Origin of the sequence: Mesorhizobium sp. M7A.F.Ca.CA.002.05.1.1 (assembly GCF_003998335.1) — a bacterium.
GTDB lineage: Bacteria > Pseudomonadota > Alphaproteobacteria > Rhizobiales > Rhizobiaceae > Mesorhizobium.
Genome location: NZ_RZQI01000069.1, coordinates 1 through 12,334, shown reverse-complemented (window position 1 = coordinate 12,334; position 12,334 = coordinate 1). Strand labels below are relative to the sequence as shown.

Here is a 12,334-nt window from a genome sequence, read left to right as displayed (position 1 = left end):
GCCGTACGGTCGCGGCCGACAATCTGCTGGCCATCATCAAGGCCGACCGGGCCTGGAACGAGGATGGCGCGAGGACGCAATTGCTGCAGCTGTTCGAGGCCTGGGGCATGACCGACGAGGCGACGCTGGCGGCGCGCCGCAAATTGTCGGCGCTGCTGTTCTCCTGAGCCGGCTGCCGGTTGTTTTGCCGCACGGGCTTGGCGTCGGCGACGACTGCGCCAGATTAGCTGGTATGACGCGCTTCTGGTGAAGCGATCGGAGGAATATGGTGCAAGCGGGAAACGCGCATTACCGGCTCGCCAAGGATTTGCCGTCGACGATCCCGATCTTTCCGCTCGAGGGTGCGCTTTTGCTGCCGGGAGGTCGCATGCCGCTCAACATCTTCGAGCCGCGCTATCTGCAGATGGTGGACGAGGCGATCGCCGGCCCGCGGCTCATCGGCGTCATCCAGCCCAGTCTCGACGGCGCCTTGCGCGGCGATGGCGAGCCGGAGCTCTGCAATGTCGGTTGCGCCGGCCGCATCATCGCCTTCTCCGAAAGCGGCGACGGCCGCTACCTGATTTCGCTGCAGGGCGTGTGCCGGTTCCGCATCGCCCACGAATTGACGGTCAAGACGCCGTTTCGCCAGTGCAAGCCCGCGCCTTTCCTTGCCGATCTCGACGAGGATCAGGCGGACAACGAGATCGACCGGCCATCGCTGCTCAAGGCGTTTCGCGCCTATCTGCAGGCCAACGATCTGGAGGCCGACTGGGAAAGCGTCAGCCGCGCCGAAAATGCCATGCTGGTCAATGCGCTGTCGATGATGGCGCCCTACGGGCCGGCCGAGAAACAGGCGCTGCTCGAAGCAGCCGACCTGAAGACCCGGGCGGAGACGCTGATCGCCATCACCGAAATGGCACTGGCGCGCGAGAATGAGGATTTTGGCTCGAGTTTGCAGTAAGAGTGTCGATATCCAGGTGAGACCGGCCTGCAAATGGTGGCTTCCTGCGCTTCCGGTGCTTGCGTACGAAAAGTACGCTCCGCTCCGGTTCTCGGTATCAGCCATTTTCGACTGGGCCTGACCTGAATCTCGGCACATCTTAGGCCCGCAACTGGCTGGGAGGAGAATCTTATGGCGGCGGATGGACGTGACGGGAGGAAGGTCGACCCCAAGCTGCTGGAACTCTTGGCCTGCCCGCTGACCAAGGGGCCGCTGGCCTGGGATCCAGAGCGCGGCGAACTGATTTCCAGGGTCGCCAAGATTGCCTATCCGGTGCGTGACGGCATCCCGATCATGCTGCCCTCCGAGGCGCGGACGCTTTCGGTGGAGGATGTGCTGGCCCCGCTGCCGCGCTTGGGTGGGTCGGGCTGAGGGGCACGCTGCTTATACCCGCCAATTTGCCGAAGGCTGGCGGGACAGCGGGGAGCGCGAAGGATCGCCGACGTCCGCTTTCGTTCCGCCCTTGGCATGGCCTTGCCTACTGAAAATTGCGGCCCTTGGGCATGACCCTTTCCGCTTCTTCCGACAGCGTTGCGAGATCCTGCCGGATCGGCGCGCTTTGTTTGGCGGGGCTGGAGCGATCCGAACCGTCCTTGGCGAGGTCTCTCGGAGGAACCGCTGGTGCGGCCCCGCTGACCTTCTCCAGAAGCACGGTCAGCCAGGGCGTCAGATCCTCGATCCTCTCGGCGACGATGTGGACCACGCCCGATTCCGACTGCAATTTTCCGGTGACCTTGACGAACCGGGCGCCCATGACGATCGGCCGGTAACGGTCGAAGGTCCTTTGCCAGAAGATGACGTTGGCAACCGCCTTGTCGTCCTCCAGCGTCAGGAAGATCGCATTGCCCTTGCCGGGGCGCTGCCGCACCAGCACGAGGCCGGCGACGGAGACGCGCCTGCCGTCGCGCACGGAAGGCAGGTTCGCATTGGGGATGACGCCGGCGCGGTCGAGCCGCTCGCGCAGGAAGGCGACCGGATGCGCCTTCAGCGACAGGCCGAGCGCGCGGTAATCATGGATGACATGCTCGCCGAGCGGCATTTTCGGCAGCTTCGTCTCAGGCTCCAGCTCGCGCAGGCGAAGCGCCGGCTGGTCGAACAGCGGCAGCCTTTCGGCGGCGCTCTTGCCGTCGAGCGCGCGCACCGCCCACAAGGCTTGGCGACGATCAAGGCCGAGCGAACGGAAGGCATCGGCCTGCGCCAGCCGCTCGATGTCGCCGACATCGAGGCCGGAGCGCAGCCAGACATCCCTGACGGATACGTAGCCTGAGCCGCGCTGTTCGACGAAGGCCGCCATGCGCTCCTTCGACAGGCCCTTGATCTGGCGGAAGCCGAGCCGCACGGCATGCTTCGTCTCGATGACGCCGCGCATCTCGGCATGGCGTGGGAGGATGCGGGCCGGATCGAACGGCGCCTTTTCCAGCGTGCAATCCCACACCGAAAAATTGACGTCGACATCGCGAATGTCGACGCCATGGTCGCTTGCGTCGCGCACCAGCTGGGCCGGCTGGTAAAACCCCATCGGCTGCGAATTCAGGATCGCGGCGCAGAACACGTCGGGATAGAAGGTCTTGAACCAGCAGGAGGCGTAGACGAGCAGGGCGAAGGAAGCGGCATGGCTTTCGGGAAAGCCATATTCGCCAAAGCCCTCGATCTGCTTGAAACAGCGCTCGGCGAAGTCCTTCGTGTAGCCCTTGCCGACCATGCCATTGATCATACGGTCGCGGTAATTGCCGATGGTGCCGGTGCGCTTGAAGGTGGCCATGGCGCGGCGCAGTTCATCGGCCTCGCCCGGTTTGAAACCGCCGGCGACGATGGCGATATTCATCGCCTGCTCCTGGAACAGCGGCACACCTAGTGTCTTGCTGAGGATCGCCTCCAGCTCCGGTTTTTGATACTCGGGTTTTTCCTTGCCCTGCCGGCGGCGCAGATAGGGGTGGACCATGTCGCCCTGGATCGGGCCCGGCCGCACGATCGCCACCTCGATGACAAGGTCATAAAAGGTTTTCGGCTCAAGGCGCGGCAGCATCGACATCTGCGCCCGCGATTCAATCTGAAAGACGCCCAATGTGTCGGCACGGCAGATCATATCGTAGACCCGGGCGTCTTCTGCCGGCAGGGTGGCCAGCACATAAGGTCGGCCGTATTTGTCTCGCGCCTTTGGATAGTGGTCAGTAAGCAAGGTGAAGGCGCGCTGGAGGCAGGTCAGCATGCCGAGCGCCAGCACGTCGACTTTCAGGATCTTCACCGCGTCGAGATCGTCCTTGTCCCATTCGACCATCTTGCGCTCGTCCATCGCCGTCTTGACGATGGGCACGATCTCGTCGAGCCGGTCCCTGGTTATGACGAAGCCGCCGACATGCTGCGACAGATGGCGGGGGAAGCCCATGATCTCATTGGCACGCTCCATCACGTGCCTCGACACCGGATCGGTGCGGTCGAGGCCGCCGGCGCGGGCTTCCTTCTCGCCAAGCTCCGATGTCGACCAACCCCAGATCGAGCCGGAAAGCGATGCCCTGACATCCTCGGACAGGCCCATCGCCTTCGACACTTCGCGCAGCGCCGAACGGCCGCGATAGCTGATGACGGCGGCCGCAAGTGCCGTGCGCTTGCCGCTGTATTTCTCGTAGATGTACTGGATTACGGTTTCGCGCTTTTCGTGCTCGAAATCGACGTCGATATCCGGCGGCTCGTTTCTCTCCTCGGAAATGAAGCGCTCGAAGAGCGAATCGATTTTTTCCGGTCCTACTTCGGTGATGCCGATGCAGAAGCAGACGACCGAATTGGCGGCCGATCCACGTCCCTGGCAGAGAATATCCTTGTTGCGCGCGAACTTGACGATGTCGTAGACAGTCAGGAAATAGCGGGCATAGTTGAGGCGTTCGATCAAAGCGAGCTCTTCCTCGATGCGCCTGGTCACCGAATCCGGCACACCCGCCGGATAGCGGTTGGCCGCTCCCTCCCGCGCCAGCCGCTCCAGTTCAGCCTGTGGGCCAAGACCCGATTCCGTCGGCTCGTCCGGATAATTGTACTGAAGGTCGCTCAACGAAAAGGTCAGTTCTTCCGCAAACCGCAGCGTCTCGGCCAGCGCTTGCGGATGCCTGCGGAACAGGCGCGCCATCTCCATTGGCGGCTTCAGATGACGCTCGGCATTGGCGCTGAGTTGCAGCCCGACCTCGGCGACGGGCGTGTTGAGGCGGATCGCGGTCAGCACGTCCTGCAGCGGGCGCCGTTCGGCCGTGTGGTAGAGAACGTCGTTGGTCGCCATCAGCGGAATACCGACGCTCTCGGCAAGCGCCGCGGCCTGCTCGATGCGGAAACGGTCATTGCCGGCGTAGTCGGGCGAAACGCCAAGCCGCAGGTACCTGCCGAAGCGGCCTTTGAGGTCTCCAAGCAGGGGAAGACTATCTTCCGCGCCCGCCGACAGACCGGGCAGGACCGCCAGCGACATCAGGTCACCCCATTCGAGGAGGTCGCCGCGCTGGAGAAGGGTGGCGCCTTTTTCGTTCTCGTCGCGCAGATTGGCTTGGGTAAGCATGCGGCACAGATGTCCCCAGCCCTTGCGGTCCTGGGGATAGGCGAGGATGTCCGGCGTGCCGTCGCCGAAAACCAGCCGGCAGCCGGGGTGATAGGAGAGCTTTTCGACCTTGGCCTGCTGCCAGGCGCGCACCACGCCGGCCACCGTGTTGCGGTCGGCAAGCCCGATCGCGGAGAAGCCCAGGAGCTTGGCCGCGACCACCAGCTCCTCCGGCTTGGAGGCGCCGCGCAGGAAGGAGAAATTCGACTGGATGCCGAATTCGGCATAGGGGATGACGGTCAGCGCGTTCATGCGAAGACACCATGCATGAACCAGCGCGGCGGTACCTGCGTGTTGCCGTAAAGACCTTGCCGGTAGAGCCAATAGCGGCGGCCATCGGCATCCTCGATGCGGAAATAGTCGCGCGTCGATGCCGCCTCGTCGCTTGGCGCTTCCCGCCACCATTCGGCGGCGATGCGTTCCGGCCCTTCGGCGCGCGTGACCCGGTAGAGCGCGCGCCGCCAGCGGAAGTGCAGCGGTGGTCCTTCCGGCATTTCAGTGGCCGGCACATCGATGGGTTCGGGCGAGCGGAACAGCCGGATTGGCCGTTCCGGCGGAAAAATGGTTTGTGGCGCCTGCAGCCTGCCGGGCTTTTTCGGCGGCGTGGTCCGGCGCGGCGCTTCGGTGAAGGGGATCGTGGCGACAGCACGCTCCGGCAGATGGCTCTCGACCGCGACCGGCCGGAGAACCGCGCCCTCGCCGAGCCGGGCGCGGATGCGGTCGGCGAACAGCGCGATATCGGCGCCATCGTCGATCGTTTCACCAGTCAGATCAGCCTGCTGCATGTCGAAGGTGGCTGCCGCCAACACCGAGAGCCGCACCAGATCGAAACCATAGCCGGCATCGATATCCTGCTCGAGCGCGGCCAGCCTCTCATGGAACAGTTTCTGGATCAGCATGGGTTCGCGCATCGGCCGCGAGGTGCCGATGGCGATGCGGCTGACGGCGCCGTCGACGCGAAAGAGCAGCAGCGCCAGTGTCCTGGCACCCTCGCCGCGGCGTTCGAGATCGGTTTTCAAGGTCGCCGCCAGCATGCCCACCAGCCGTTCGATGTCCTCGGTCAGGGTGACGGGTTCGGCGAGGTGGCGTTCGACCGAAAGCGGCGCGACGGGAAGGCGCGGCGACACCGCTTCGTCGAGACGGCCAAGCGCCTGGTCGAGGCGCAGGAGCAGCAAGGCGCCAAAGCGGCGGGCGAGCGGCGCGCGCGGTGCCGCCATGACGGCGCCCGCCGTGCGCAGGCCGACGCTTTCCAGGCTGGTGCGGGTCGCCGGCTCGATGCGCAGTGCGGCCAGCGGCAGGGGTGCCAGCAGCGCTTCCTCCTCGCCTGACACAATGATGCGGTCACTGCAAAAGCGTGCCGCCGCCCAGGCCGCGCCAGGCGTCGCGGCAAGCCCGGCTCGGACATCGAAACCCTGATGGAAGAAGCGCGACAGGATCTCGTCCAGCATGGCGCGTTCGCCGCCGAACAGATGGGTGCAGCCGGTGACGTCGAGAAACAGACCGTCCGCGCCATCCAGCGCCACCAGCGGGGTGTAGCGGTCGCACCAGTCGGCAAGGCCTTCGAGCAGACGGCGGTCGGCTTCCGGATCGGCCTCGACGATGTCGATCGACGGATGCATGGCGCGCGCATCGGCAATGCCCATGTCGCGCTTCAGGTGCAGCGCCTCAGCCCGCTCGTCGAGGGCCGAGATGCGCTGCGCGTTGCGGTCGCGATGGCTGATCACGAGCGGCGGGTGAGAGAGGTGATCCGACGGCCGGGAACGCCAGGACCGCCCCAGACGCTGGCGCAGGATCCTTTCCGCCGCCAGATAGGGAAACCACAGGGACAGGATTCTTTGTCCGGTCTCTTCCCTCGCTCCTTTTTTCGTCGCCCCATCTTTCGTCGAATGCGCGTTCATCGGGGTTCCACTCCAGTGTGAATTGTCCAGGCAGGGCTGTGCGGCTCTTGCCGATGGTGAGGGCGAAGGCCGGGCGGCCGATCGAGCCGGCCAGCGGCCCGGCGATGGTGTCGCGCGGCACCGCCGGCGCCGAGGCGACGATGAGGCGGACAGGGGCGGCCGTCGGTTCGGGTTCGGCCGCCTGCCGCAGCAGGAACACCGGCCGGCCGGCCGCTTGCGCCCTTGCATGCAGCCGGCGTGTCGCGGTCAGGTCCAGCCGCTGCGGATTGCCGCGGATTTCCAGGATGACCGCGGCGAGCGCTGTCATCCGGGCCGCCTCCTCGGCGACCCACAGCGCATCGACAAGCCTTGGCGCCTCGGAAAACAGCAATTGCTCCGGCTCGATGCCGAACGAGGCGTGAAGCCCCCTTGCATAGGGAAAGCCGGCCTCGCGGAAAATCTCCGATGTGCCGATCCACAGCACCGGCAGCCCCGGCGTTTGCTTGAGGATCAGACTGGTGAGCGACAAAGCGAAGCCGGCGACGGCCCCGGCATCGCGGGTTTGCGTGCCATGGATTTCACTCAGGGCGGCCTTCGGCAGGCCGCCGCTCAGGGCGGCGTCGAGGCGCTCGACACCGATAGGCAGAAACGCATCCGGCAACGCCGCGGCAATGCCACGCCGGACGATTGTGAGATCGGTGTTGGCGTCGGCGTGAAGGGGCGCGGCGGCCGGCGCGGCCAAGCGCTCGGGCAGCGTTCCCTCGATTTTCGCGATCTGGCGGCGCAGGGCAAAAACAGTCTCCCGCGCCACGGCGGTCATCGCCATGACGGTCAGCTTCCACTCACAATTGTTCCTGTTATGTTCCCTATAGATTCCAGAGGGGGACCCAGGAGTCAAGCAGAGTCATGGGGAATTTATTCCTCTCGGCAGGGATGGCGCAGGCGCATCGGCCCGTTCATTTGCCGATTCCGGTGCGAAAGCCTATATGCCGGGATCAAAGGACAAAGCATGGCCCGCATCTACAAGACCCGCACCTGGCACGACGAACTCTCGCCCTCGATGGACGAAATGGAGTTCCTGGCGCTGGAGGCGTATGCGCATCTGCCGGAGGATTTTCGCAAGCTGACCGGCGAGATCGTCATCCAGATCGCCGAGTTCCCGACCGACGAGATCATGGACGACCTGTCGCTGGAAACGCCCTTCGACCTGCTCGGCCTGTTCGAGGGACGCGGCATCGCCGAGCGCTGGAACCCGCAGACCGGCGAAGGCCCGAACCGCATCACGCTCTACCGCCGCGCCATCCTCGATTACTGGTCCGAAAACGAAGAAACGCTGGGCGACATCGTCACCCACGTGCTGATCCACGAGATCGGCCACCATTTCGGCCTGTCGGACGATGATATGGAGAAGATCGAAGAGGCGGCCGAGTAGCACTCAGATGACGGAAGCAGAATTTGCCGACCTGATCGATTGCAATTGGCCGTACCACGACATTTCACAAAGCCGGGAACTGATCGCAACCGCCATCGGGATTTCGCCGAATGCCGCTTTCCTCGCACTTAGTGAGCTTTGCCATCTGCCCGCAAGTGCTGCCATCGAACCGGCCACTCTCGTTGCCCTGGTCGATTTCTGGCTATCCGAATTCGACCACCCGATGGCACCTATGACAGCGGAATGCGCGATCTCCATGATTGAACGCAAGCGGTTGCCGGTTCCTGAAATCCTTACGAGAATGGATTCCGTCTCCGGCTATCCCGGTCTCCTTGCAGCGCTATCGATCCTCTATTTCGGCTGCGATGACGTCGAGGGCCGCGCAGACGCACGGTTCAACGAAATCAGAGCCGCCTGGGAAAATCTGGCGTAGCTGGTTACTGATCGACCAAGCGCTGTATTCGGCCCTCATTCCTGACCGTCGATATCCTTGACTACTGGTCCGAGAACGAAGAGACGCTGGGCGACATCCACGAGATCGGTCACCATTCGGCCTGTCGGACGATGATATGGAGAAGTTCGAAGAAGCGGCCGAGTAGCCCCACACCTTCGTCATCCTAGGGCGGAGCAAGGAGCGAAGCGACGCGGCGCAGACCCTAGGATCCATGCCGTGACGGCGATGCTATGCTCCGGCGGTGCAAGAAACCCGAGCGGCTACCAGCCGGTTCCACGAAAGAGCTCGAACCACTCCGGATTGGCCGTTTCGATCAGCTCGATCTTCCATTGTCGAGGCCAGCGCTTCAATGACTTCTCGCGCTGGATGGCATCGGTAATGTCGAAATATTCCTCGTACCACACCAGCCGCTGTACGCTGTAGCGACTCGTGAAGCGCGAGCCCTGGCCGGCCTTGTGCTCAGGCATTCGACGGCCGAGATCGTTGGTGACGCCGATATAGATGGTGCCGCGGTTCTGACTCGCGGTCATATAGACGTAGCCGGTCGTGGTTTCAGGGTAGCGAGCGTTGATGCGCGCACAAGCGCCATTTTGATCCGCCGCATTCTACGGCCAATGTCACGGCATGGATCCTAGGGTCTGCGCCGCGTCGCTTCGCTCCTTGCTCCGCCCTAGGATGACGAAGAAAGAGAGAGTCCTCAGCGCTGTCCCCTACCAGTCACTCAGCTTGGTATCGGGCCCGTATTCCTGGCCGTCGACATCCTTGACCACGGCCTGGCCGCAACGCATCGTCTTGGCCTTCTTGTCGTAGGCATAGGTCGGCGAGCCGAACAGGTGCCAGCCCTTGTTCAGCGCCGCCGTCACCTTGTGGCAGAAGCTGGCATCGTCCGGGCCGGACAGAAAGCGGTAGAGTTTCATTGTTCAGTCCTGTCGTGAGTAGCCATAGCCCGCTCGCATCCATCGAGCATTTATGCCCCGATGGCGGCTGCCTTCGCCAGCAGTTTTTCGGCCTGCGCCAAGTGCAGGCGCTCGACCATCCTGCCGTTCAGCGCGATCACGCCCTTGCCGGCATTCTCGGCGAGCGCGAAGGCTTCCTTCACCGAGCGCGCCTCGGCCACGGCTTCCGCGGACGGTGCGAAGGCACGGTTGGCGGCTTCGATCTGGGCCGGGTGGATGAGGCTCTTGCCGTCGAACCCCATGGCCGCGGCTTCCGCGCATTCATGGGTGAAAGCGCCGAGGTTGCGAAAATCGTTGGAGACCCCGTCGAGCATGTCGATGCCGCCGGCGCGCGCGGCCAGCACCATCTGCATCAGCCATGGCACGAGGTAGCGTCGGTCAGGCGTTGCCAGAATGCCGGTCTCCTTGACCAGGTCATTCGTTCCGGCAACGAAACAACTGAGCCGCGAGGCCGGGTCACGGCCAAGCTCGGCGATGGCGCCGATGTTGAGCAGCGCCTTGGGCGTCTCGATCATCGCCCACAGTTTCACGCTATCGGGGACAAAATTGTCGTCGAGCACATCGCCGGCCTCGAGCAGGTCGCGCGGCGTGTCGACCTTGGGCAACAGGATGCCGTCGGGCTCGCAGCCTGCGGCAGCCAGCAGGTCGTCGGCGCCCCATTCGGTTGCCAGAGCATTGATGCGCACGATCATCTCGCAGCGTTCGTTGGGGCGGTTGGCGAAAATGCCGGCCAGTTTTTCGCGAGCGGCGATCTTGTCGGCCGGGGCTACGGCATCCTCGAGGTCGATGATGATGGCGTCGCAGGCAAGCTGCGCGATCTTGGCCAGGGCCTTGTCGTTGGAGGCCGGGATGTAGAGCACGGAGCGGCGCGGGCGGTAGGTTTCCATGGGTGATCTATGCCGCGTGCGGGCAGGTGAGGCAAGCGCGCAGGGCTGTGCCTGAGGCGAGCCATCGCGAAAGCTGGTGCTGCCCCTCACTGTCCTGCCGGACATCTCTCCCCGTAAACGGGGCGAGAGGAGATGGCGGCAACGCCGGCGCCTTTCTTGCGACGCTGGAGATTGGCGAAACCGGCGACAAGAGCGTCCCTCGCCCCGTTTACGGGGAGAGGATGCCGGCAGGCAGGTGAGGGGCAGCGCCGACGTTAGAAAGATGGCGAATTCGACCTCAACAATTGCCTGCACGAAAACTGCACAGGCCTGCGGAAAACCTCCTCCGATCCGCCTCACCCTTTCCCCGCCGGCCTGACAAACAGACGGCATGCAAAACCGAGCAAAACCCCGATGGTCCCTGCCTTACCGGCTGCGCCGCGAAGACTGGTGGCTGGCCGATGCGCCGCGCGTGTGTCCCGTCGCAATCCTCATTCCCTTTGTCCGCAACAGCCCGCCGGCAACCCGGCGGGACGCCATCAGGAAAGCCCGATCATGACAGCGTTGCTCTCCGCCGCGCCGAGCTATTGCAGCCGCTTCGGTGTCGCCATCCTGCTGGCGGCACTTGCGGATTTCCTGTTCTACGGCCAGCCCGCCGGGATCACGGTTTTCCTGTTCGCCCTGCTGATTGCCGCCGCGGTTGTCGCCGTGCATCCGGCGGCTTTCAGCGACGGTCGGGTCTGGCTCAAGCCCATCGCCTCGCTTGTCGCGCTGCTGCCGCTGGCTGAAAACGTCAGCACCCTGTCGGTTTCGATCGCGCTGGCGGCGCTGACCGTCTTTGCCCTTTCGCTGAGCGGGCGGCTGCGGCACAGCATCGCCCGTATTGCCGGGCAGATCGTGCTGTTCGGGCTGGCGGCGCCGTTCCGCTTCGCCAATGATTTCATCCGCTGGCGCAGGACGGCGCGGCGGTTCGGCCGGCGGCGCATCCGGCTGGCGGCGATCGCTGTCTGGGTGATGCCGCTGACGCTGGGCGCGGTCTTCCTGGCGCTGTTCGGCGCCGCCAATCCGGTGATCGACTACTGGCTGTCGCTGATCGACCTCGTGAGGCTGCTCGATCTTATCCAGCTGGCGCGGATTGCCTTCTGGCTGTTCGTGCTCGCTGCTGTCTGGGCTTTTCTGCGGCCGCGCCTGCCGCGCCCGGTTCGCCGCAACCGGCGCGCGGCGCCCGCCGTCAGCGCTCAAGCCGACAAAACCGTCACCACCATCGAAGATATCCTGTTCGGCAAGGCCGCCATCCTGCGCGCCCTGATCGTCTTCAACATCCTGTTTGCGCTGCAGACGGCGCTCGACGCCACCTATCTGTGGGGCGGGGCGGCCCTTCCCGACGGGCTGAGCTACGCGGCCTACGCGCATCGTGGCGCCTATCCCCTGATCGTCACGGCGCTGCTTGCCGCCGGCTTCGTGCTGGCAGCGCTGCGGCCAGGCAGCGAGACCTCGGCCGATCCGCTCATCCGCCGGCTGGTCTACGCCTGGGTGGCGCAAAACATCATGCTGGTGGTCTCGTCGATCCTGCGGCTCGACCTCTATATCGGCATCTATGCATTGACCTATTGGCGCGTCGCTGCCTTTGTCTGGATGGGGCTGGTGGCAGCAGGCCTTGCCCTGATCATCGCTCGCATCGCGCTTAGAAAATCCAACGAATGGCTGCTGTCCGCCAATCTTCTGACGTTATCTCTGACGCTTTATGCCGGCTGTTTCATCAATTTCGCAGCAACGATCGCCAACTACAATGTCGACCATTCCCTCGAAATGACCGGCCAGGGCATTCCCCTAGACGCCTGGTATCTTCACTCGCTCGGTCCAGGCGCGTTTCCCGCACTCGATCGCTTCCTCGAGCAACAGGGCAAGACGGCGGCGGCCGGCACTGTCCGCGAACTGGCTGGCGTGCGCGGCAGCGATGAAATCTGGTATCGAACTATCCAGCAGAACTGGCGGGCCTGGAGCTTTCGCGACTGGCGGCTGCTTCGATATCTCGACACCAAGGGGCCGTTCGTGATTCCCTCCGCTATCGAACCTTCCATGCCGGGCCGCTGATCCATGCCGCATCACATCCTCGTCGCCGACGATGACCCGCACATCCGCGAGGTGATCTGCTTTGCGCTGGAAAAGGCCGGCATGAAAACGACAGGCGTGGCC

Annotated in this window: 12 protein-coding genes and 2 pseudogenes; 8 read left to right on the top strand and 6 right to left on the bottom strand. The window is 64.2% G+C overall.

Features of this window, described 5'->3' with window-relative positions:
• From EN939_RS06010 to EN939_RS06000, 3 genes are all read left to right on the top strand, one after another.
• A partial coding sequence (locus EN939_RS06010; protein WP_127267297.1) for a tetratricopeptide repeat protein occupies positions 1–167 on the top strand: 167 nt, incomplete at its 5' end.
• Between the two features lie 101 nt (positions 168–268).
• A complete protein-coding gene (locus tag EN939_RS06005; RefSeq protein ID WP_127267296.1) occupies positions 269–940 on the top strand; it encodes an LON peptidase substrate-binding domain-containing protein in 672 nt (223 codons plus the stop codon).
• A 171-nt stretch (positions 941–1,111) separates the two neighbouring features.
• Positions 1,112–1,351 carry a Trm112 family protein gene (locus EN939_RS06000; protein WP_127267295.1) on the top strand — a complete coding sequence of 80 codons (240 nt, stop codon included), beginning with the start codon at positions 1,112–1,114 and terminating at the stop codon, positions 1,349–1,351.
• A 106-nt stretch (positions 1,352–1,457) separates the two neighbouring features.
• Here the strand turns inward: EN939_RS06000 and EN939_RS05995 are convergent, their stop codons facing one another.
• From EN939_RS05995 to EN939_RS38915, 3 genes are read right to left on the bottom strand one after another with little or no spacing between them, the layout of a single operon-like run.
• Positions 1,458–4,805: an error-prone DNA polymerase gene (locus EN939_RS05995; protein ID WP_127267294.1), complete on the bottom strand. Its 3,348-nt coding sequence runs from the start codon at positions 4,803–4,805 to the stop codon at positions 1,458–1,460.
• Positions 4,802–6,277 (bottom strand): DUF6504 family protein, encoded by a 1,476-nt coding sequence (locus tag EN939_RS05990; RefSeq protein WP_127808653.1) that lies wholly within the window; start codon positions 6,275–6,277, stop codon positions 4,802–4,804. Before EN939_RS05990 ends, EN939_RS05995 begins: the two co-directional genes overlap by 4 nt.
• Positions 6,219–7,256 carry a hypothetical protein gene (locus EN939_RS38915; RefSeq protein WP_127267293.1) on the bottom strand — a complete coding sequence of 346 codons (1,038 nt, stop codon included), beginning with the start codon at positions 7,254–7,256 and terminating at the stop codon, positions 6,219–6,221. Before EN939_RS38915 ends, EN939_RS05990 begins: the two co-directional genes overlap by 59 nt.
• 183 nt (positions 7,257–7,439) lie before the next feature.
• Between EN939_RS38915 and EN939_RS05980 the strand changes: the two genes are divergently transcribed.
• From EN939_RS05980 to EN939_RS38910, 3 genes and pseudogenes are all read left to right on the top strand, one after another.
• On the top strand, positions 7,440–7,862 hold the full coding sequence (locus EN939_RS05980; RefSeq protein ID WP_023763026.1) for a metallopeptidase family protein: 423 nt from the start codon (positions 7,440–7,442) through the stop codon (positions 7,860–7,862).
• Between the two features lie 7 nt (positions 7,863–7,869).
• Positions 7,870–8,295: a hypothetical protein gene (locus EN939_RS05975; RefSeq protein ID WP_127267292.1), complete on the top strand. Its 426-nt coding sequence runs from the start codon at positions 7,870–7,872 to the stop codon at positions 8,293–8,295.
• 53 nt (positions 8,296–8,348) lie between these two features.
• Positions 8,349–8,461 (top strand): annotated as a pseudogene (locus EN939_RS38910) (metallopeptidase family protein); the annotation flags it as partial.
• A gap of 115 nt (positions 8,462–8,576) precedes the next feature.
• Here the strand turns inward: EN939_RS38910 and EN939_RS05965 are convergent.
• The 3 genes from EN939_RS05965 to EN939_RS05955 all read right to left on the bottom strand — a co-directional run bounded on the left by EN939_RS05965 (position 8,577) and on the right by EN939_RS05955 (position 10,159).
• Positions 8,577–8,846 (bottom strand): GIY-YIG nuclease family protein, encoded by a 270-nt coding sequence (locus EN939_RS05965; RefSeq protein WP_127267291.1) that lies wholly within the window; start codon positions 8,844–8,846, stop codon positions 8,577–8,579.
• Between the two features lie 180 nt (positions 8,847–9,026).
• Positions 9,027–9,233 (bottom strand): DUF1737 domain-containing protein, encoded by a 207-nt coding sequence (locus EN939_RS05960; RefSeq protein WP_127267290.1) that lies wholly within the window; start codon positions 9,231–9,233, stop codon positions 9,027–9,029.
• A gap of 50 nt (positions 9,234–9,283) precedes the next feature.
• Positions 9,284–10,159, bottom strand: coding sequence for an HpcH/HpaI aldolase/citrate lyase family protein (locus EN939_RS05955; RefSeq protein WP_127267289.1), 876 nt, complete (start codon positions 10,157–10,159; stop codon positions 9,284–9,286).
• Between the two features lie 534 nt (positions 10,160–10,693).
• On the opposite strand from EN939_RS05955, the gene EN939_RS05950 reads away from it, so the two are divergent.
• Positions 10,694–12,232, top strand: a complete 1,539-nt coding sequence (locus EN939_RS05950; RefSeq protein ID WP_127267288.1) for a DUF4153 domain-containing protein — start codon at positions 10,694–10,696, stop codon at positions 12,230–12,232.
• 3 nt (positions 12,233–12,235) lie between these two features.
• Positions 12,236–12,334 (top strand): annotated as a pseudogene (locus tag EN939_RS38905) (two-component system response regulator CreB); the annotation flags it as partial.

Bases quoted from the DNA above. Each gene is read 5' to 3' on its own strand.
- EN939_RS06000 (WP_127267295.1), top strand. From the start codon at position 1,112: ATGGCGGCGGATGGACGTGACGGGAGGAAGGTCGACCCCAAGCTGCTG.
- EN939_RS05995 (WP_127267294.1), bottom strand. From the start codon at position 4,805: ATGAACGCGCTGACCGTCATCCCCTATGCCGAATTCGGCATCCAGTCG.
- EN939_RS38915 (WP_127267293.1), bottom strand. From the start codon at position 7,256: ATGGCGATGACCGCCGTGGCGCGGGAGACTGTTTTTGCCCTGCGCCGC.
- EN939_RS05980 (WP_023763026.1), top strand. From the start codon at position 7,440: ATGGCCCGCATCTACAAGACCCGCACCTGGCACGACGAACTCTCGCCC.
- EN939_RS05975 (WP_127267292.1), top strand. From the start codon at position 7,870: ATGACGGAAGCAGAATTTGCCGACCTGATCGATTGCAATTGGCCGTAC.
- EN939_RS05965 (WP_127267291.1), bottom strand. From the start codon at position 8,846: ATGACCGCGAGTCAGAACCGCGGCACCATCTATATCGGCGTCACCAAC.
- EN939_RS05960 (WP_127267290.1), bottom strand. From the start codon at position 9,233: ATGAAACTCTACCGCTTTCTGTCCGGCCCGGACGATGCCAGCTTCTGC.
- EN939_RS05955 (WP_127267289.1), bottom strand. From the start codon at position 10,159: ATGGAAACCTACCGCCCGCGCCGCTCCGTGCTCTACATCCCGGCCTCC.
- EN939_RS05950 (WP_127267288.1), top strand. From the start codon at position 10,694: ATGACAGCGTTGCTCTCCGCCGCGCCGAGCTATTGCAGCCGCTTCGGT.